General features: G+C 66.6%; 15 protein-coding genes, 1 tRNA gene and 1 pseudogene. 8 read left to right on the top strand and 9 right to left on the bottom strand.

Going from position 1 to position 19,158, the window contains the following annotated elements; all coding sequences use genetic code 11:
* Nucleotides 1-68: 68 nt before the first annotated feature.
* Complete coding sequence (locus EF834_RS15200; protein WP_127948053.1) at nt 69-665, top strand: TetR/AcrR family transcriptional regulator; 597 nt, start codon at nt 69-71, stop codon at nt 663-665.
* Nucleotides 666-705: 40 nt separating this feature from the next.
* On the opposite strand, the gene EF834_RS15195 is transcribed toward EF834_RS15200, so the two are convergent.
* From EF834_RS15195 to EF834_RS15185, 3 genes are all read right to left on the bottom strand, one after another.
* On the bottom strand, nt 706-996 hold the full coding sequence (locus EF834_RS15195) for a WhiB family transcriptional regulator (RefSeq protein ID WP_127948052.1): 291 nt from the start codon (nt 994-996) through the stop codon (nt 706-708).
* 191 nt (nt 997-1,187) lie between these two features.
* The gene (locus EF834_RS15190; RefSeq protein ID WP_127948051.1) at nt 1,188-2,060 is read right to left on the bottom strand and encodes a MaoC/PaaZ C-terminal domain-containing protein; all 873 of its coding nucleotides are present in this window, start codon (nt 2,058-2,060) and stop codon (nt 1,188-1,190) included.
* Nucleotides 2,060-3,406 (bottom strand): 3-oxoacyl-ACP reductase, encoded by a 1,347-nt coding sequence (locus EF834_RS15185; RefSeq protein WP_127948050.1) that lies wholly within the window; start codon nt 3,404-3,406, stop codon nt 2,060-2,062. The genes EF834_RS15190 and EF834_RS15185 overlap by 1 nt, the downstream gene beginning before the upstream one ends.
* Nucleotides 3,407-3,570: 164 nt before the next feature.
* On the opposite strand from EF834_RS15185, the gene EF834_RS15180 reads away from it, so the two are divergent.
* The 3 genes from EF834_RS15180 to EF834_RS15170 all read left to right on the top strand — a co-directional run bounded on the left by EF834_RS15180 (nt 3,571) and on the right by EF834_RS15170 (nt 8,528).
* Nucleotides 3,571-4,908 (top strand): acetyl-CoA C-acetyltransferase, encoded by a 1,338-nt coding sequence (locus EF834_RS15180; RefSeq protein ID WP_127948049.1) that lies wholly within the window; start codon nt 3,571-3,573, stop codon nt 4,906-4,908.
* Between the two features lie 593 nt (nt 4,909-5,501).
* Nucleotides 5,502-7,667, top strand: coding sequence for a VanW family protein (locus tag EF834_RS15175; protein ID WP_456238938.1), 2,166 nt, complete (start codon nt 5,502-5,504; stop codon nt 7,665-7,667).
* 186 nt (nt 7,668-7,853) lie between these two features.
* Complete coding sequence (locus EF834_RS15170) at nt 7,854-8,528, top strand: SGNH/GDSL hydrolase family protein (protein WP_164874145.1); 675 nt, start codon at nt 7,854-7,856, stop codon at nt 8,526-8,528.
* A 130-nt stretch (nt 8,529-8,658) separates the two neighbouring features.
* Here the strand turns inward: EF834_RS15170 and EF834_RS15165 are convergent, their stop codons facing one another.
* The 3 genes and pseudogenes from EF834_RS15165 to EF834_RS15155 form a co-directional block, all read right to left on the bottom strand.
* Nucleotides 8,659-10,494 carry an acyl-CoA dehydrogenase gene (locus EF834_RS15165; RefSeq protein WP_127948047.1) on the bottom strand — a complete coding sequence of 612 codons (1,836 nt, stop codon included), beginning with the start codon at nt 10,492-10,494 and terminating at the stop codon, nt 8,659-8,661.
* A 97-nt stretch (nt 10,495-10,591) separates the two neighbouring features.
* Nucleotides 10,592-11,210, bottom strand: a pseudogene (locus tag EF834_RS15160) (class I SAM-dependent methyltransferase).
* A 25-nt stretch (nt 11,211-11,235) separates the two neighbouring features.
* Nucleotides 11,236-12,366, bottom strand: a complete 1,131-nt coding sequence (locus EF834_RS15155; protein ID WP_127948046.1) for a DUF4185 domain-containing protein — start codon at nt 12,364-12,366, stop codon at nt 11,236-11,238.
* Between the two features lie 393 nt (nt 12,367-12,759).
* Here EF834_RS15155 and EF834_RS15150 point away from each other — a divergent pair, with 393 nt between their 5' ends.
* Together EF834_RS15150 and EF834_RS15145 are read left to right on the top strand one after the other, a co-directional pair.
* Nucleotides 12,760-13,779 carry a beta-ketoacyl-ACP synthase III gene (locus EF834_RS15150; RefSeq protein ID WP_127948045.1) on the top strand — a complete coding sequence of 340 codons (1,020 nt, stop codon included), beginning with the start codon at nt 12,760-12,762 and terminating at the stop codon, nt 13,777-13,779.
* A gap of 132 nt (nt 13,780-13,911) precedes the next feature.
* A complete protein-coding gene (locus tag EF834_RS15145) occupies nt 13,912-14,880 on the top strand; it encodes a GmrSD restriction endonuclease domain-containing protein (protein ID WP_127948044.1) in 969 nt (322 codons plus the stop codon).
* A gap of 24 nt (nt 14,881-14,904) precedes the next feature.
* Here EF834_RS15145 and EF834_RS15140 read toward each other — a convergent pair whose 3' ends face one another.
* Nucleotides 14,905-15,327 (bottom strand): hypothetical protein, encoded by a 423-nt coding sequence (locus EF834_RS15140; protein WP_127948043.1) that lies wholly within the window; start codon nt 15,325-15,327, stop codon nt 14,905-14,907.
* 522 nt (nt 15,328-15,849) lie between these two features.
* Nucleotides 15,850-15,920: transfer RNA gene (locus EF834_RS15130), tRNA-Gly, on the bottom strand.
* A 171-nt stretch (nt 15,921-16,091) separates the two neighbouring features.
* Between EF834_RS15130 and dcd the strand changes: the two genes are divergently transcribed.
* Both dcd and EF834_RS15120 read left to right on the top strand, forming a co-directional pair.
* A complete protein-coding gene (gene dcd, locus EF834_RS15125; RefSeq protein ID WP_127948041.1) occupies nt 16,092-16,679 on the top strand; it encodes a dCTP deaminase in 588 nt (195 codons plus the stop codon).
* Between the two features lie 161 nt (nt 16,680-16,840).
* Nucleotides 16,841-17,746, top strand: coding sequence for a hypothetical protein (locus EF834_RS15120; RefSeq protein ID WP_127948040.1), 906 nt, complete (start codon nt 16,841-16,843; stop codon nt 17,744-17,746).
* Between the two features lie 52 nt (nt 17,747-17,798).
* On the opposite strand, the gene EF834_RS15115 is transcribed toward EF834_RS15120, so the two are convergent.
* Entirely contained in the window at nt 17,799-19,121 is a 1,323-nt protein-coding gene (locus EF834_RS15115; RefSeq protein WP_127948039.1) for a YibE/F family protein, read from the bottom strand.
* Between the last annotated feature and the right edge of the window lie 37 nt (nt 19,122-19,158).

Genomic DNA, 19,158 nt, shown 5'->3' with positions numbered 1-19,158 from the left:
CCTCGGTCGACCGCAGATCTTCTGACTATCGAGTAAGATAGCCATCCTTACCCTTGGTTGGAGGAACTATGGCTGGTGGCACCAAGCGCCTGCCCAGGGCGGTGCGTGAGCAGCAGATGCTCGACGCCGCCGTCGAGGTGTTCTCCGACAACGGGTTTCACGACGCCTCGATGGATTCGATCGCGGCGAAGGCGAGCATCTCCAAGCCGATGCTGTACCTCTACTACGGGTCCAAGGAGGAGTTGTTCGCGTCGTGCATCCACCGGGAGGGCCTACGTTTCGTCGAGGCCATTTCCCCTGCGGGTGATCCCGACCTGCCCCCGCGCGAGCAGCTGCGCGCCGCACTCACCGGCTTCCTCGGGTTCGTCGACCAGCACCGGAGTTCGTGGATGGTGCTCTACCGGCAGGCGATCGGCCAGCAGGCGTTCGCTTCTCAGGTCGGCAACAGCCGCGACCGGTTGATCGAACTGACGGAAAAGCTGCTCGAGTCGAGCACGAAGGACCCCGAACCGGGCACCGACTTCTCGATCATGGCGGTGGCGCTGGTCGGGGCGGGGGAGGCCGTCGCAGACCGGGTGGCCGGTGGCGAGATCGACGTCGATGCCGCTGTCGAACTGCTCGACAAGCTCGCCTGGCGGGGTCTGGCCGGCGGCAAGAAGAAGTAGGCGCGACCCTCACCGAGCGGCCCTTGAAGGAGGAATCTAGTCAGGCCACCCCACGCCGGCGTCCGCGCAGCAAGCCCGCGCGTTCGGACTCGCTCATGCCGCCCCACACTCCGAACGGTTCCGGCACTGCCAGCGAGTGCGCGAGGCACGTGGCCATGACCGGACACGCGTTGCAGATCGCCTTGGCGCGCCGTTCACGCACCATGCGGGCGCTACCGCGTTCGCCGGTGGGTGGGAAGAAGGCTGATGCGTCCATGCCCTGGCAGAGACCGTGCTGCTGCCATTCCCAGGTATCGGCGAGGGGGGCGAGGGTCGGTGTGGTGCCGGTCATCGAATGCTCCTCGTAAGGTTCGTGGACCGCGGGCGCGCGATGTGCGCCACCCGCGGAGTCTAACGAGGACGACATTCAGCGCCCGGCCCGGGTGTCCGAACCCGGCCGAGGCTGCGACGACGAGGGCGCGGCCCGCGCCGAAAGGGCGCCGCCGCGGGCCGCGGCGGCAGGGTTCCGCCGCGGCCCGTTTGCTAGCGCACCGTCGCGTTCAGGTGCGGGTACCCCTTCTTGGGATTCTTCAGTGACAGATCCCACCCGTCGGGTGTGCGGTCGGCGTACAGGTTCACCGTCGCCGGGAGCAGGATCGGCTTGCCGAACCGGACGGCGTAGGTCACCGCCTCGGGCAGGCGTCCCTCGAGCGGCTGCAGCACCGCGGCGGCACTCCACATGCCGTGCGCGATGGTGCCGGGGAACCCGAACGCCCTGGCGCCGAGCGACGAGATGTGGATCGGGTTGCGGTCGCCCGACACTGCCGCATACCGGCTGATGGTCTTCTGATCCACCCGCAGGGTGCGGGTGGGCGGCGGTGGGACCTCCTCGGCGTGTTCAGCCTTGGGCTCCTTCGGTGCGCCCGTGGGGTGCATCTTCAGGAACGAGCTGACCTGACGCCACACGAGTTCGCGGCCCACCGATACCTCGCTGACCAGGTCCACCTGGGTGCCCTTCGGGTGCGGTCGCAGGTTCTCGGCGCGGACCTTCACGTCCAGCGGTTCGCTCACAGAGATCGGGCGATGTTGCTCGATCAGGTTGCCGATGTGAACGGAACCGATTGCGGGGAAGGGGAACTCGCGCAAGGTGAGCAACCGCATCACGGTCGGGAACACCAGCGTGAACGGGTACGTGATCGGGAGGGTATCGCCGAACCGCAGCCCGCACACCTTCGCGTAGGCGGCCAAGTTGTCGTGGTCGACGCGCAGGCCCGAGAGCGCCAGCGTGTCCTTCGGCAGGCTCTTCCGGCCCGACGGCTTCACGAACGGCAGCGCACTGAACGCCGCCCGGGCGTAGTTGTCGAGGGTGCCGGGCTGCTCGCGCAGCTGCACCACCGTGTCCTTACGGCCGGACATCAGGCGCCCAGGAGGGACTGGCCGCACACCCGCACGATCTGGCCGGTGACAGCGCTCGACGCGGGGCTCGCGAAGTACGCGACCGTCTCGGCGACGTCGACGGTCTCTCCGCCCTGGAGCAGCGAGCTCATGCGACGGCCGGCCTCGCGGGTGGCGAACGGGATGGCCGCGGTCATGGCGGTCTCGATGAAGCCGGGTGCGACCGCGTTGATCGTGATCTTCTTCTCGGCCAGGACCGGTGCCGTGGCCTGGACCAGCCCGATGACGCCGGCCTTCGAGGTGCCGTAGTTGGTCTGCCCGCGGTTACCGGCGATACCGGCGATGGACGACACGTCGATCACCCGGCCGCCCTCACGCAGGACACCCTTCGCGACAAGAGCATCGGTGATCTTCTGCGGGGCAAGGAGATTGACACCGATGACGCTGTTCCAGCGGCCCTCGTCCATGTTCGCGAGCGTCTTGTCGCGGGTGATGCCGGCGTTGTGGACGATGATGTCGACGCCGCCGTGACGTTCGGTGAGGTGATCGGCGAGCTTGTCGGCCGCGTCGGGCGCGGTGACGTCGAGGGCCAGCGACGTGCCGCCGACCTTGTTCGCGGTCTCCGACAGCGGCTGGCCGGCGGCCGGGATGTCGGCGCACACGACCTGGGCGCCGTCACGGGAGAGTACCTCGGCAATGGTGGCCCCGATGCCGCGCGCCGCGCCGGTCACCACGGCGACCTTGCCTTCGAGCGGACGATCCCAGCTGGCCGGGGCGGCAGCGTCCTCGGCGCCGACGCGGATGACCTGGCCGTCGACGAACGCCGACTTGGCCGACAGCAGGAAGCGCAGCGTCGATTCGAGGCCGGACAGGCCCGGCGCCGCGTCGGGCGAGACGTACACAAGCTGCGCGGTGGACCCGTGCTTGACCTCCTTGCCGACACTGCGGGTGAAGCCTTCGAGGGCGCGCTGGGCGATCTGCTCGTCGACACCGGACGCCGACTCGGGAGTGGTGCCGAGCACGACGACGCGCGCGCACGTGGTGAGGTTACGGATGACCGGCTGGAAGAACTCGAAGAGCTGCTCCAGTTCGGTGACCTGGCCGATGCCGGTCGCGTCGAACACCAGGGCGCCATAGCGATCGTCGTGCGGCTGTGCGGTCGGGTAGTCCGACAGGAGTTCCCGGATCGGCTCGACGAGCCGGCCCTTGCCGCCGATGAGAATCGGTCCGGCGAGCGGCGGCTCGCCCGCCTTGTACCGGCGCAGCTTTTCCGGCTGCGGCAACCCGGTCTGTTTTGCGATGAATGCGCCCGGCACGGACGAGAGGAACTGCGAGTAGAGGTCGGGAGCGCCCTTGCTGGCTGCCACGGTCCACCTTCTTTGTCGGTTGGGCTTCTCTATTACTTGCGTTGTCGCTGGTCCGACACCCGTTACGTCAGGTGCGGTATCGACATTGAACTTACTCTGGAGTAAGTTCAATGTCGAGTGCACAAAGCTGATTGAACCCTGCCCCTTCCTCATGGAGACCCGACGTGACAAGCAAAGCCCGTACCCGCACCAAGAAGCCGGCACCCGCACGTAAGTCCAGCGGTCGGCAGCTTCGCCCCGTCGCCATCGTCGGCGGCAACCGGATCCCGTTCGCACGCTCGGACCGCGCCTACGCGCGCGCATCCAACCAGGACATGTTCACCGCGACCCTCGACGGACTGGTGAGCCGGTTCGGTCTGCAGGACGAGCGGCTGGGCATGGTCGCCGGTGGCGCGGTGCTCAAGCACAGCCGGGACTTCAATCTGATGCGCGAGTGCGTGCTCGGCAGCGCACTGAGCCCCTACACCCCGGCATACGACCTGCAGCAGGCGTGCGGCACCGGCCTGCAGTCGATCGTCGCAGTCGGGGACGCCATCGCGTCCGGTCGCATCGAGGCGGGTGTCGGCGGTGGTGTCGACACGACGTCGGACGCGCCGATCGGCGTGAACGACGATCTGCGCGAGTTCCTGCTGTCGGTCAACCGGGCCCGTTCGACGGCCGACCGGGTCAAGCTGCTCGGCCAGGTGCGCCCGTCGATGCTCGGCATCGAGATCCCGCGCAACGGCGAGCCCCGCACCGGCCTGTCGATGGGTGAACACGCCGCGATCACCGCCAAGGAGTTCGGCATCCGCCGCGAGGACCAGGACGAGTTGGCCGTCGCGAGCCACCGCAACATGGCTGCGGCCTACGACCGCGGGTTCTTCGACGACCTCGTCACGCCGTTCCTCGGCCTGACCCGCGACGACAACCTGCGCCCCGGCTCGAGCGTCGACAAGCTGGCGACACTGAAGCCGGTTTTCGGCAACAAGCTGGGCGACGCGACGATGACGGCCGGCAACTCGACCCCTCTCACCGACGGCGCGTCCGCGGTGCTGCTGTCCACCGACGAGTGGGCGGCCGAGCGGAACCTGCCGGTGCTCGCCCATCTGGTCGATTCCGAGACCGCCGCGGTCGACTACATCCACGGCGGCGACGGTCTGCTCATGGCGCCCACGTATGCGGTGCCTCGCCTGCTGGCCCGCAACGGCCTCACGCTTCAGGATTTCGACTTCTACGAGATCCACGAGGCGTTCGCGTCCGTGGTCCTGGCGACCCTGCAGGCGTGGGAGTCCGACGAGTACTGCAAGGAGCGACTGGGACTCGACGGTGCGCTCGGCTCGATCGACCGCACCAAGCTCAACGTCAACGGTTCGTCGCTCGCGGCCGGGCATCCGTTCGCGGCCACTGGCGGTCGGATCGTCGCGTCGTTGGCGAAGATGCTGGCGGAGAAGGGTTCGGGCCGTGGCCTGATCTCGATCTGCGCGGCCGGTGGCCAGGGTGTGACCGCGATCGTCGAGGTTTGATCCCACCCGGTCCCGACAAAACGGGCCGAATCGGGACAAACCAGACCGATCTTGAATCGAGTTGTAACGCGCAGCCCGTATGGGAGTGATATTCCAGTTGGCACCGTGTCGTTGCCGGACCCCCGACCTGGCAACGGCACGGTGCCGCTCTGTGTCCCCGCCCAGGTTGTCCAAACCCGGCTCGGTGGCCCGCAGCGCCGGAGATCCGGCGTCCGATATGGTCGTCCGTCCCCATTACCCTGAGTGGGACGAACAGAGAAACGAGTGGGACGAACACTTAGCGACGGTCCCGCAAGGTGCCGATTCAGCAGGAGCCCTACTTGACGAGTGACGAGCGCGACGGCGCCGAGGACCAAGAGCGCCGTCCGGAGAATCCGGAGCCGGACGAGAACACGACCAAGAAGATGGCCGTGGTCCCGTCCGAGAGTCCGGATCCCGCAGGCACGGATCCAGTAGCCGATCCGGAGCCGGGAGATGATCCTGACCCCGGAGCCGATCCGGACCCAGGAGCCGATAGCGACGAGCGCGACGGCGCTGAGGACCAAGAGCGCCGTTTGGAGAATCCGGAGCCGGACGAGAACACGACCAAGATGATGGCCGTAGTTCCCTCCGAGAGCCAGGATTCCGCCGGCACGGATGCAGTAGCCGATCCGGACCCGGGAGACGATCCTGAGCCAGAAGCCGATAGCGACGAGCACGGTGGCGCCGAAGACGAAGGGCGCGGTGGCGCCGAAGACGAAGAGCGCCGTTTGGAGAATCCGGAGCCGAACGAGGATGCGACCGAGGTCATGGCCGTGGTTCCGTCCGAGAGCCCGGATCCCGCTGGTACGAATCCAGTAGCCGATCTTGACGCGGACGCGCCTACCGAGGCGATCCCCACGGTCGCGATCCCCACAGTTGGGATACCCAGGGCATCGGGGGCCGTGCCCGAACCCACAGTGAACGTGGGCGCAGAGCCGCCCGGCGACACGGGCCAGGCCACCCTGGTCGATGCCGCTGCCAAGCGCCCGCGTTGGGTGAAGTACGCGGCCATCGCAGGCGGTGTCGTGGCGGCCGGTGCGATCTTGTACACGGTCGACTGGGTGGCCTCCGGCGACCGGGTGCCGCGTGGGGTAACCGTCGCCGGGGTGGGGATCGGGGGCGCGAGTCCCGCGGACGCCGAGGAGGTACTGCGCGCCGAAGTCGGTCCGCGGGTGGACAGTCCGGTTCCGGTGCGTGCCGGAACCACCGACGGATCGGTCGTGCCCGCTGAGGCCGGGGTGACGATCGATTGGCAGGCCACCCTGGATCGGGTGGGAGACCAGCCGATCAATCCGTTCACGAGACTGGCGTCGCTGTTCACCACCCGGGAGATCGGCGTCGCGTCGACGGTCGACGACGCCGCACTGTCGACGGCGATCGCCGGTGTCCAGGGGGAGAGCGACCGAGCGCCACGCGAGGGTGACGTCGTATTCGGGGGCGCGAATGTCGTGCCCGTCGCGCCGGAGGCTGGACAGAACCTGCGGGTGGACGAGGCCAAGGACGCCTTCGTCGATGAGTGGTTCTTCGGCGGAGTCGTCGACCTGCCGGTGGACGTCGTCGAAGTCACGGTCACGCAGTCGGGGGTCGACGCCGCGGTCCGCGACGTCGCGACTCCCGCCGCCGCGTCGGATGTCGTGGTCACCGGTAAGGACGGTGCGGCGGCGACGCTGCCGCGCGATCAAATCGGCGCCGTGTTGAGCTTCGTGCCCGACGGCGAGGGCGGGCTGTCACCGCAGTACAACCTGGAGGCGGCAACCGAGATCCTCGCTCCGCAGCTGGCGAGCACGGAGACCGAACCGAAGGATGCGCAGATCAGCCTCGCCAGCGGCTCACCGCAGGTGGTTCCGTCGGTCTCCGGCGAAGAGGTGCAGTGGCTCGAGACGCTCGAGCCTCTGCCGGCGTTACTCGTCGCGCCCGAGGCCCGCACCACACCCGCGATCTACGAATCGGCCGAGCCGGAGCTGACAACCGAGGGCGCCGAGGCGCTCGGGATCCGCGAGGTGATCAGCGAGTACACCACCGGTGGCTTCTCGTGGGCATCGGGCGTCAATATCCGGCTGGCGGCCAGTGAGATCGACGGCGCGATCGTCAAGCCGGGAGAGACGTTCTCGCTCAACGGCTACACCGGTCCACGCGGCGCGGCGGAGGGCTACATCGACTCCGGCATCATCAACTACGGTCGCCCCGATACCGCGATCGGCGGGGGCATCAGCCAGCTCGCGACCACCCTCTACAACGCCGCCTACTTCGCCGGCATGGAGGACGTCGAGCACACGGAGCACAGCTACTACATCTCCCGCTATCCGGCGGCACGCGAGGCGACTGTGTTCGACGGCGTCATCGATCTGAAGTTCCGCAACACCGCGGACACCGGCGTGGTGATCCAGACCATCGGCACCAACTCGGACATCACGGTGCGACTCTGGGGGACGAAGACCGTGAACGTCCAATCGGTGACGGGCGACCGCACCAACTTCACGTCGCCGAACACCATCACGCTCCCTGAGGGCCCGGACTGTGTGCCGTCCGGTGGCGGACAGGGGTTCACGACCAGTGACACCCGGATCATCACCGACGCCAAGACCGGAGCCCAGATCTCCAGCAACACCCGGACCGTGCGGTACGACCCGATACCGATCGTCAACTGCGTCTCGGAAGAGGACGAGGAAAAGGACGAGCCGAAACCGAAGGACGACGACGACGAAAGGGACCAGCCACGGCCCCGTCGGGGCGGCTGATCCCGCCAGCGAAGGAGCGGGTCCTCCCGTGCGAGGGGCGTTGACGTCGGTAGGCCCGCGGGCAGGGAGGACCCCACGCAGTGACACTTCAGGCGTGCTGCATGATGTCCGCCTATGGGGAATCGACTTCACCGACGGGGACCGAAGCCATCGCCCTCCCGTCAGAACCAGATCTTCTGGGGGTTCGTGGCCGCCGCGCTGATCGCTGCGGTCGGCATGTACTGGGCAGCTGGGGAGAGGGGTCCTTCCACCTCCTACGCCGGCACATACACCCCAAACACCGGGGTCGGCCCCAACGACCCCGAAGCGCCGACAGCACGCCTTGCGGTCATCGGGGGCTCGTACTCGGCAGGTGTAGGGAACACGGTGGCGTGGCCGCAACTCCTGGCCGAGAAGCGCGGCTGGCAGCTCGACAATGTGGCCACCGAAGGAACTGGATACACGGTCAGTGGACCTGATGGCGAGGCGGCGTTTCCCACCAAGGTCGATGCAGCGACTGCGAACAGTCCCGACATCATCATCGTGGCTGGAAGCCGGAACGATCAGACCATCCCCGGCGACGTCGAGCCCATCGCTTCCGCCATGTTCTCGGACCTGAAAGCGAAGGCCCCCAACGCCACCATCGTCGTGATCGGCCCGATGTGGGATTCCAGCGAGCCGTCCTATGCCGTCGAAGTTGCGAACGAAGGGACACGCCTGGCCGCTGAAGCAGCCGGCCTGCCGTTCGTGGACGCGCTCGAGCTGAGTTGGTTGGACAGCCCGGAGCTGATACAGGACGACTCGGTGCACCCCACTGATGACGGGCAGCACGTTCTGGCAGAACGCATCGACGCCGTCGTACCCGCGCTCACCGTGCCATAGCGGCTATCTAGTAGTCGGTGGCGGGCACTGCACCCTGAATAGCTTGCTTGCGGGAGGCCAGCCGACGGCGCTGTGGACAGTCGAAACCCCCGTGCGGTTGCGCACGGGGGTTTCGACGTCGGAGCTCAGCTCAGAACGCTGCCTCGTCCAGCTCCATGATGTCGTTGTCGAGGTGCGACAGGATGGTGCGGGTCGCGGTCAGCTCGGGCAGGACGTTCTTCGCGAAGAACGAGGCGGTCGCGATCTTGCCCTCGTAGAACGCCTTGTCCTTGTCCGATGCGCCCTCGTCGAGCGCCTTGATGGCGATCTCGGACTGGCGCAGCAGCTGCCAGCCGATGAGCAGGTCGCCGACGGACATCAGGAAGCGGACTGACCCGAGGCCGACCTTGTACAGCTCGGTGGGCTGCTCCTGCGCACCCATGAGGTGGCCGGTGAGGGTGGCGGCCATCGCCTGGACGTCCTCGAGCGCCGTCGAGAGCAGGGCGCGCTCAGCCTTGAGGCGACCGTTGCCGGCCTCGCTGTCGACGAACTTCTTGACCTCGCCGGCCACGTGGGCGAGCGCGACGCCGCGGTCGCGGGCGATCTTGCGGAAGAAGAAGTCCTGCGCCTGGATTGCGGTGGTGCCCTCGTAGAGCGAGTCGATCTTCGAGTCGCGGATGTACTGCTCGATCGGGTAGTCCTGCAGGAAGCCAGAGCCACCCAGGGTCTGCAGGCTCTCGGCCAGGTATTGGTAGGCCCGCTCCGAGCCGACACCCTTCACGATCGGGAGCAGCAGGTCGTTGACCCGGTGCGCCATCTGCTCGTCGGCGCCCGACACCAGCTTCGCCATCTCCGGGTCCTGGTGCGCGGAGGTGTACAGGTACACCGCGCGCAGGCCCTCGGCGTAGGCCTTCTGTAGCGCCAGGCTGCGGCGCACGTCGGGGTGGTGGGTGATGGTGACGCGCGGGGCGGTCTTGTCGGTCATTTGCGTCAGGTCCGAGCCCTGAACGCGCTGCTTGGCGTAGTCGAGCGCGTTGAGGTAGCCCGTCGACAGGGTCGAGATGGCCTTGGTGCCCACCATCATGCGGGCGTGCTCGATGACGTCGAACATCTGCGCGATGCCGTCGTGGACCTCGCCGACGAGCCAGCCGACGGCCGGGGTGCCGTGACCACCGAAGGTGAGCTCGCAGGTCGTGGAGACCTTCAGGCCCATCTTGTGCTCGACGTTGGTGACGAACACACCGTTGCGCTCGCCGAGTTCGTTCTTCTCGAAGTCGAAGTGGAACTTGGGGACGAAGAACAGGGAGAGGCCCTTGGTACCCGGTCCGGCGCCCTCGGGGCGAGCGAGGACGAGGTGGAAGATGTTCTCGAACAGGTCGTCCGAAGTGGCCGAGGTGATGAAGCGCTTGACGCCCTCGATGTGCCACGTGCCGTCCGCCTGCTGGATTGCCTTGGTGCGTCCCGCACCGACGTCGGAGCCGGCGTCGGGCTCGGTGAGCACCATCGTGGCGCCCCAGCCGCGCTCGACGAGGGTTGCGGCCCACTTCTTCTGCTCGTCGGTGCCGTTGTTGTAGAGGACGTTCGCGAACGACGGGCCGGCGCCGAACATGAAGGCGCCGGGCTGTGCGCCGAGCAGCATCTCGGCGATGGCCCACACGATGGCGCGCGGGACCGGCACGCCGCCGATCTCCTCGCTCAGGCCCATCCGGTACCACTCGGCGTCCCACATCGCCTTGAACGACTTCTTGAACGACTCCGGCAGGGTCGCTTCGAACTTCTCGGGGTCGTAGACCGGCGGGTTGCGGTCGGCGTCGGCGAAAGACTCACCGAGCGGGCCCTCCGCGAGACGCGCGACCTCGGACAGCATCTCCCTGACCGTGTCGGTGTCGAGGTCACCCCACACGCCCTCGCTCAGCGGCTTGTCCAGGCCCAGTACCTCGAAGAGGTTGAATTCGAGGTCGCGGACGTTGCTCTTGTAGTGGCCCATCTTCTCTCCCTGAAGTGCACTGCGTTGGTGCGGTCTGTCTTCCGCTAGTACCGCCCAAGTAGCTACTCGTCGGTAACTTACCCGATGTTACTCAAGATTAAGTTAGCTGCCAAGATACGGGCCTGCGCGCGACCAGGAGCGCGTCGACCGCTGGTCCGCCATCGGTGTCCCGATGGCGCCTCTCGGCGACCGTCACGTCGAGTCGCCCACCGACTTCATCCTTCAAATCTGCTGGTGAGTAGAGTAATTCGGGATCAGGCAGTCCACCAGCGCCATGCGCGTGGTCCATCGTCTCGTGGTCGAGAATCATGAGGATCCCCTCGGGTTCGAGGGCGTCGATGATCCGGCTCACAATTGCGCGGTGCCGAGAGGGTTCGACATGGACGTGGAGCATCAGGATCAGGTCGTATTTGGCGTCCAGGGCGTTCGTCGTGGTGATGTCGTCGAACCGCGTAGCTGAGGCGTTCGCGCACCGAACGCGGCGCCTGCGCCGCTATCTTCCGGGCCCTCTCCACGGCCACCGGCGAGAAGTCGACCCCGGTGGTCTGCCACCCTCGTGTCGCCAGCCACAGCGCATGTCGGCCCTCCCCGCACGCGAGGTCCAGCGCCCGACCGGCGGGCAGTGATGTCACGAACTCCACGACCACCGGGTTCGGTGGCGCACCCCAGGCCATGTCGGTCTGCGAATACCGTTCGTCCCACTCCCGCGCATCCATGGATACGACGCTATAGCGACCCGAGTCACGGGTGCAGCGTCGTGCGCATGAGCAGCACGTTGTAGTTGCTGTGCACGGTGGTGAGGAAGTAGAGATCGGGGCCCGACGACCACGGGTGGATGTATGCGCCGTACATGGTCGGGAGTTCGTTGGCGTCGATCAGCACCTCGGGGGCGCTCCACGGCCCGGTGGGCTCCGGCGCGCGACGCATCACGACCGAGTTGCGCCCGTCGGTGGTGAGCATCAGGTACTGCCCGAGGAACTCGTTGTACTGCACGGACAGCTCACCCACGCCGCCGAAGACGATCGGCGCCGCCACGTCGGGGTTCTTGGGCACCCACTTGCCGCCGTCCCAGTACTCGTACGCCCCGAGGTCGCGGATCTTGTGCTCCGGAACGCGCGTGAGGTAGACGAGGCCGCCTCGGCCGGCGGGGGTGCCGTACTGGTAGACGAATCCGCCGGCCTTGATGAAAGCGCCCATTTGGAAATTGCGGTTGCCGCCCTCCTGGGGGCGGCGCGTCTCGGTGGCCTCGACCCAGTTCTCGCCGTTGTCGGTCGAGAAGGCCAAGCTCGAGTAGTTCGTCTCCCACTTGCCGGGCTCGCCCCAGTTCTTCACCGACATCATGCTCATGTACTGCACCCCGTCGACAGCGATGCCGGCGGTCGGAATGCGGCTGATTTCGACGAACGGAATCTTCGGGCTGAATATCAGTTCCTTCGACTGGCCGACGATGTCCAACGGCGTGCTGTCGAAGGTCATGCCGTCGGCAAGGAAGCCATCCGAGCTACGCACGAGGATGCTGCTGCGCCACGACCACAGGCTGCCGTTCAGCAGGTTGGGAATGCCGAGGCCGGCGGTATCGCCGAAGGCGGTGAGGACTTGCCCGTTTCCGTTGTCCCACATGATGCCGAGGTCGGTGCCGAGCACGTTGTAGTCCTGGGTCCGGTTGGCGCTCAGCAGGCCGGTCACCTGGGCGACGGCCTGACTGCGCCCGGGCAGCATCGGAACCCCGTTCGTGCCGTTGAGGACGGGAATCGGATTGACCGAGTTCGGATTGGCGCCGACGGGTGGGGAGAAGGCGAGAGTGGGGGCGAACGCGCATATCAGGACTGCAATGGCGGACTGAACTCGGTTTCGTTTCACGGATGTTCCCATCGGTGTCGGAAAACGGCTTGTTGCTGGAGGTTTGACCGAATTCTGGGCGCTTCGACCACATTCTGGCGCGCGTAACAGGCTAGCCGGGGGCGGCGATTTCTACGAGAGGGAACGAAGGCATTTATGAGATCGTCATTTTCCGTTTTGAAATTGTCCGAAATGAGTTTGGAAATACTCGAAAATGTGATTTGTCGCGATCCATCGCATGGTCTGTAGCTGGTGGTAGACCCGCGATCGTGCGGGCCGGAGTACCCCGTGCTGTGCGAGGCTTCGTTGCCGAAGTAACACTGCTGGCCCGATTTGCGAAGTACCGTGTTGTGATAGACAGAGCCGCGCGGGCTCTGTCCCGAGGCGCTAGGCGCCGCAGAATTTGGATGCAGAGGAGACCAGAACATGGGTGCGCAGATCTCGAACTCCACCGTGCTCAGGCAGTCCGCCATGCTCGGGCTGGGGGTTTACCGCCCGGAGCGGGTCGTCAGCAACGAAGAGATCTGTCAGACCATCGACTCCAGCGACGAGTGGATCCAGTCCCGTTCGGGCATCAAGAACCGCCGCTTCGCCAGCGACGAGGAAACGGTCCTCTCGATGGCCATCGCCTCCGCCCGGAAGGCTCTCGAGGTCAGCGGCATCACTGGTGAGCAGATCGGTGCCGTGATCGTCGCCTCTTCCACCTACCCGCTGTTCACGCCGCAGTGTGCGTCGCTCGTCGCGGACGCGCTCGGCACTGGTGGCTCGGCGGCGTTCGACGTGACCGCCGGTTGTGCCGGCTTCTCCTACGCGCTGGCTGTCGCGTCCGACATGGTCCGCGTGGGAACCGAGGACTACGTGCTCGTGATCGGCACCGAGCGCATGAGCGACAGCACCGAGCCGACGGATCGCAGCGTGCGGTTCATCTTCGCCGACGGTGCCGGCGCGGCCGTCGTCGGCCCGAGCGACGTCCCCGGGATCGGTCCGGTCGTGTGGGGCTCGGACGGCTCGCAGGCGAACGCGATCCGCCAGGAGCCGGACTGGGCCGAGTTCCGAGTGGATCAGTCGAAGGGTGGTCCGTGGATCAGGATGGATGGCACCACCGTCTTCCGCTGGGCGGCGTTCGAAATGGGCAAGGTCGCCACGCAGGCCGTCGAGCGCGCAGGTGTCGAGCTGGAGGATCTCGGCGCGTTCATCCCGCACCAGGCGAACGGTCGTATCAACGAGGTCATCGCGCGCCAGATCAAGCTGCCCGAGTCGGTTGCGGTGTCCGACGACATCGCCGAGACCGGTAACACTTCGGCCGCGTCGGTTCCTCTGGGGATGGAGGAAGTGCTCCGCACGGGTAAGGCGAAGAGCGGCGACCTGGCGCTGCTGATCGGCTTCGGAGCCGGCCTGTCCTACGCCGGTCAGGTAGTGACGCTGCCGCCGCTCGCCCAGGACTGACGTCCCCGATTACCTTGGACGGGCCCGCTCGCACCGCGAGCGGGCCCGTCGCCGCCCAGGGGCACTGTCGTTCGCGACAGCTAGCATTGCCGCCGCTATTAATTCGCATGAGGGGCGGGGGTTCGGCCGGCGATGAGTGCAGTGAAAGTCGACACCTCCTGGGTAGCCGGTTTGATAGTCGTCGCCGTGCTGTTCGCGGGAGGCTGCAGCGCGGACACGCTGTCGGAGGGATCTCCGACCCCCGCGTCGGACGACTCCGCGGCGGTCGACACGACATCGGATCGCCCGGACGGTGACTCGGGCGCCGATGGTGCGATGGAGCGTCTGGCTGCGCTGCCGATCAAGCCACGCGCCTCCAAGGACGGATACGACCGAGCCGAGTTCGGTCAGGCGTGGACCGACGACGTCACCGTCGACGGTGGCCGCAACGGTTGCGACACCCGCAACGACATCCTTGGCCGCGACCTCGTCTACACCACCACCGATCCCATGTCCCGCGACTGCACGGTGCTCTCGGGCACCCTCGAGGACGCCTATACGGGCAAGCAACTCCGGTTCGTCCGCGGTCCAGACACCCCCAGTGCCGTCCAGATCGACCACGTCGTCGCGCTGTCCGACGCATGGCAGAAGGGCGCGCAGGAACTCGACGAGGCGACGCGCCGCAACCTCGCGAACGATCCGCGCAATCTGCAAGCCGTCGACGGCCCAACCAATCAGGCCAAGAGCGACTCCGACGCGTCGGAATGGCTGCCGCCCAATTCGGCGTACCGCTGCACGTACGTCGAGCGGCAGATCGAGGTGAAGATTGCCTACGGCCTATGGGTCACGCAGGCAGAGCACGACGCGATGGCGCGCGAGCTCGCCTCATGCGGCGGGGCGGGATCCGGGATTTCGAGCACGGAAGGCGCTGGGAGCAAAGCCCCGACGTCGCAGCCGACCCTGAGCGGCACTTCGCCGATGGGCGTGTCCACGCTGACCGGCGAGGTCTACTACCCCAACTGCACGGCCGCACGCGCCGCGGGCGCGGCACCGCTGCGGATCGGGCAGCCGGGATACCGCTTGGGGATGGACGGCGATGGCGACGGGGTGGCTTGCGAATAGGATCTCGGGGTCGACAACACCGAGTCAGTACGTTGCCGGATCCCACACGTAGAACGGCAGCGGCAGCGTCAACGGGAGCATGATGCTGCCCATTGGGCTGTACAGGTCGAAAGCACCCTCCGTGCCGACCAAGTCGACCAAGCTGCCGGCACCCTCGAACGCACCCAAGGACCGCACAAGTTCGTGCCTGTTGCCGGACGGGTCAAGCTGATAGACCGCGGTGACGCCGTGCCATGATTTGCAGTAGATGTCCGCCGTTCCGAACGGGCTGAGTACGGGATCCGTTGTAAGCGTTGCCGGCTCCCACGGGAGGCGGAAGCGGTCACTGCACGGCTGCCACTCGAGGCCTCCGGTCCCCGTATCCTCAGCGGCTGCTGTCGGCGCGGAGATGATGCCCATCCCGACTGTCAACAGAACAGCAGCGACAACGAACCTCGAACGCTTCATCCGGCCATCCCCCAAGTACGTAGTGGTTGGTCTACTTTTCGGTGTGTCGTCCGATTTCGTTACTCACGATGGATGTAGATACGAGGAATCTTTCTTGTCGGCAGGCCGCTGCATGAGGCCGGGGGGAGGCCCTGGCCGCGTTGAGTGGCGGACGAGCCCGAAGCCCGCCTGACGCGCTGGATTGGGACGGCCGTGCGGCGCGCCTACGCCCATGTGTGGCGGCGGGCATTCCACCCGTGGAGCTCGCGGGGTTCATGGAGGACGCGAAGGTGACCACTACCCCAAGCGTGTACGCACACCTGTTCGCCGACGACCACTGTGCCGCAACGGCTTCGCTAGGAGCGACGGCTGGATCGTCCATGCGTCCCGCCGCGAATCGGAGCAAGCGCTGTGACGGTGGCTGCGGACCAATCCTGGCTGACTCGTACCTGCCTCGCCACAACTGATGTGCGCTTGAGGTGCTGGTGGCCCGACAACAGGCAAAGCCCGACGAGAAAACGCTCCGGCCAGGTCCTGCAAGAGAGCCGATGACGGGAATCGAACCCGCGTTCTCAGCTTGGGAAGCTGATGTTCTACCATTGAACTACATCGGCACGCAGGGCTTTTGCTGCGGCTGCCATCCATTTGGGCACCTCACCCCCGCAAGCGCAAACTGTAGCAGAAGCCGTAGGACGTGCGCTCCAGGGCCGACGCGGATTCGTGTAGAGGGCGCGATTGTCCAGGTTCCCGTCGATCGGCATCGAAGGCACCGGTAGCCTCTCCCTGTGCTGCTCTCAGACCGCGACCTTCGTGCCGAGATTTCCTCCGGACGGCTGGGTATCGACCCGTTCGAACCAGAGATGGTGCAGCCGTCCAGTGTGGACGTCCGACTCGACAGCCTGTTTCGGGTCTTCGACAACACCAAGTACACGCATATCGACCCTGCCCTCCGGCAGGACGAGTTGACGTCGCTGGTTGAGCCCACGGCCGGTGAGCCGTTTGTGCTCCACCCAGGGGAGTTCGTCCTCGGATCAACTCTCGAGGTGTGCACGCTTCCTGACAACCTCGCCGGTCGACTGGAAGGTAAGTCGAGTCTTGGTCGGCTCGGGCTGTTGACGCATTCCACGGCCGGATTCATCGACCCAGGGTTCAGTGGTCACATCACGCTCGAACTCTCGAATGTCGCAAACCTGCCGATCACGCTGTGGCCGGGCATGAAGATCGGCCAACTGTGCCTGCTCAAACTGACCAGCGCCGCTGAAAACCCTTACGGCAGTTCCGCGGTCGGATCGAAGTATCAGGGCCAGCGCGGCCCGACGCCGTCGAGGGCGTACCTCAACTTCGCGACGCATCCGGGGAGCCGTGCGCACTGAGGCCTTCGCGCGCGAGCTTGGAACGCGGCCTCGAGGGGTTCCGCACACGAGGACAGTAGATTCAGGTCTGCGCTCGTAGGCACGACACTATAAGCTCGACTGGTTCAGACACGCCCGGAATGAGAGGTTCGGCCCGGGCGTGCCATCGATCGAAGGCGATTATGAGTGCGGTTCTAGGGGTGTCGGTCGGGGCCGGATTCGTGCGGATGGTGCAGCTCCCCGAGCCCGGGTCATCGGGGGCGCCGGCGAGGCCCGAGCGCCGGTCGATCGTCGTCGACACCTGGGCGCCCGAGGAACTCGCCGCAGAAGCGATCGGCATCGTCCTCGCGGACGCCGCTGAGTCGGGATCGACGGTCAGCGTCAGCATCGCCTACAGTGACGAGGCCCAGGCCGCCGCACTGGACGCAGCGCTGCGCCGTCAGGAAGTCACGAATTTCCGGCTGGTCCCCGAGCACGCCGCGGTGCTCGAACGGTTGACCCGCGACGAGCGTCTGGCGGACCGGCGGACGCTCGTGCTCTACGATCTCGGAAGCTCGGGGCTCACAGTGAGCGTCGTCGACCGGTCCACCGGTTCGATCGTCGCCTCCGAACGCAGCACACAGCTGCGCGGCGAGGACCTGAACACCAATGTTCCCGCCAGCGAGGCGATCGCAGACTCCGCTGATCTGATCGGGGAGCTCGCCGAGCAGTCCGGTTTGTTGCCCGACGTTGTTGTGGTTCTCGGTGGCGGGGCACACGTCGCCGAGGTGCCGTCGGTACTCGAGCAACGCTCCACCATCCCGATACTGGTCGCGGATGCCCCGGAGTTCACGGCGGCAACTGGGGCGGCGCTCCTCGCGGTTCCGGTTGCCAAACCCGCGGCAAAGCCTCGGCGGCCGTCGCGCACCTCGAAGCCGCGCCCGGGCACGAGTTGGCAGGTGGCCGGAGCCGTGGCAGCGGGCGCGACACTCCTAGCCATCGCGGTCATCGGATTCGGCCTGGGCTACGGCCGCGCGTACTTCGGGCCCGAGACCGTGGCGTCGACGGAGGAACCCGCGCAGCCCGTCGTGGATTCGGGGCCGAGGTAGGCGGTATTTGCGGCCGCTTCTGACGGCCTTTGGACGCACCGACGGCCTCCGGTCAGAGGGTGTGGCGACCGCGGCGCCGTCGAGCGATCGGTGTCGCGAACCGCGGGCGCGCGAGCAGCACGGCGATCACAGTTGTGAGGGGAACGGACAGCGCGAGCGCGATACCGCCCACAGCGGATCGCGCGACCTCGATGGCGACCGCTTCGCCCGTCACGACGTCTCGAACGGGGTCGCCCGAGGCGCTGAAGAGGAGGAGCAGCGGAAGCGCACCGCCGGCGTACGCGAGTACCAGTGTGTAGACCGTACTTGCGATGTGATCGCGTCCCACCCGCATCGCAGCCGCGAAGATGGTCCGACGGGATGCCGATTCGTCCATCGACGCGATCTCGAACGCGGCCGACGCCTGGGTGATCGTGACGTCGTTGAGTACACCGAGCGACCCGATGATGAAGCCGGCCAGCAGGAGTCCGGTGATGCTGACCTGTTGGATGTAGGCCTGGACATTGACGTTCTGTTCCTCGGACAGGCCGGTCAGGTGCGTCATTCCGATCGCGGCGGTGGACAGTACTGCCGCGACGAGCATCGACGCCAATGTCCCGAGCAACGCGGAACTCGTCCGTAGGTTCACCCCGTGCGCCAGGTACAGCACGATATAGAGGATCGCCGCACCCGACACGAGGGCCACGGGTATCGCGGGTTTGCCGTCCAGGAGTGCGGGCAGAGTGAAGACGAGCAGCACGCCGAACGCGAATCCGAGTCCCAGCAGTGCGCGTAACCCGCGCCACCGAGCGACGGCGACGATCGCCACCACGAACACGGCGGCGACGAGTGCCAGCGGTAGTCCCCGTGAGTAGTCGTTGAACGAATAGGTCGGGGTGCCGGTCGCGTCCGTCTGGCGGACAAGACGAATGTGATCGCCGACCCGCAGATCCGGTTGGCCGGCTCCCGGCACGATCTCGAGCAGCGTGCGGGTTCCCTCATTGGGCCCGGACTCGATGGTGACGAGGCTTCGTTGGCAGTCGATGCCGCCGCTCGTCCCCGGGGGTGGTGCGGGATCGCCCGAGAACGCCCGCCCAGCGGACGGGCTGCCGCACGGCGCCAGGTCCTGCGCAACAATCGTCCCGGCTTCGGTAGTGACGGCGGGGCCGTCGGCGTTCTGGAACGGTAACTGGATCCTGACGTGCTCATTGCTCGGCCACAGGATCACGGCTGCACCGACGACGGCGATGGCAACCGCGACGAGAATCGCTACGACGACTCGGGCTGCGATCGGACCGACCGGTGCCGGTCCCTCGAAATGTCCGTGGCCGTGTCCGTGGCTGCCAGGCGGGAGGCCTGGACTGTGCTCTCCGCTGGACGACAGGCGTGTTGTCATCGGCTTCGTCCGTGCACCTGGACAGGCTAGCGGGAGG

The organism is Rhodococcus spongiicola (assembly GCF_004011835.1).
Classification (GTDB): Bacteria; Actinomycetota; Actinomycetes; order Mycobacteriales; family Mycobacteriaceae; genus Prescottella; species Prescottella spongiicola.
This window is presented reverse-complemented; position numbering and strand designations above follow the sequence as displayed.

Bases quoted from the DNA above. Each gene is read 5' to 3' on its own strand.
- EF834_RS15150 (WP_127948045.1), top strand. From the start codon at position 12,760: ATGGGTGCGCAGATCTCGAACTCCACCGTGCTCAGGCAGTCCGCCATG.
- EF834_RS15200 (WP_127948053.1), top strand. From the start codon at position 69: ATGGCTGGTGGCACCAAGCGCCTGCCCAGGGCGGTGCGTGAGCAGCAG.
- EF834_RS15190 (WP_127948051.1), bottom strand. From the start codon at position 2,060: ATGTCCGGCCGTAAGGACACGGTGGTGCAGCTGCGCGAGCAGCCCGGC.
- EF834_RS15120 (WP_127948040.1), top strand. From the start codon at position 16,841: ATGAGTGCGGTTCTAGGGGTGTCGGTCGGGGCCGGATTCGTGCGGATG.
- EF834_RS15175 (WP_456238938.1), top strand. From the start codon at position 5,502: ATGGCCGTAGTTCCCTCCGAGAGCCAGGATTCCGCCGGCACGGATGCA.
- EF834_RS15140 (WP_127948043.1), bottom strand. From the start codon at position 15,327: ATGAAGCGTTCGAGGTTCGTTGTCGCTGCTGTTCTGTTGACAGTCGGG.
- EF834_RS15145 (WP_127948044.1), top strand. From the start codon at position 13,912: ATGAGTGCAGTGAAAGTCGACACCTCCTGGGTAGCCGGTTTGATAGTC.
- EF834_RS15155 (WP_127948046.1), bottom strand. From the start codon at position 12,366: ATGGGAACATCCGTGAAACGAAACCGAGTTCAGTCCGCCATTGCAGTC.
- EF834_RS15115 (WP_127948039.1), bottom strand. From the start codon at position 19,121: ATGACAACACGCCTGTCGTCCAGCGGAGAGCACAGTCCAGGCCTCCCG.
- EF834_RS15195 (WP_127948052.1), bottom strand. From the start codon at position 996: ATGACCGGCACCACACCGACCCTCGCCCCCCTCGCCGATACCTGGGAA.
- EF834_RS15165 (WP_127948047.1), bottom strand. From the start codon at position 10,494: ATGGGCCACTACAAGAGCAACGTCCGCGACCTCGAATTCAACCTCTTC.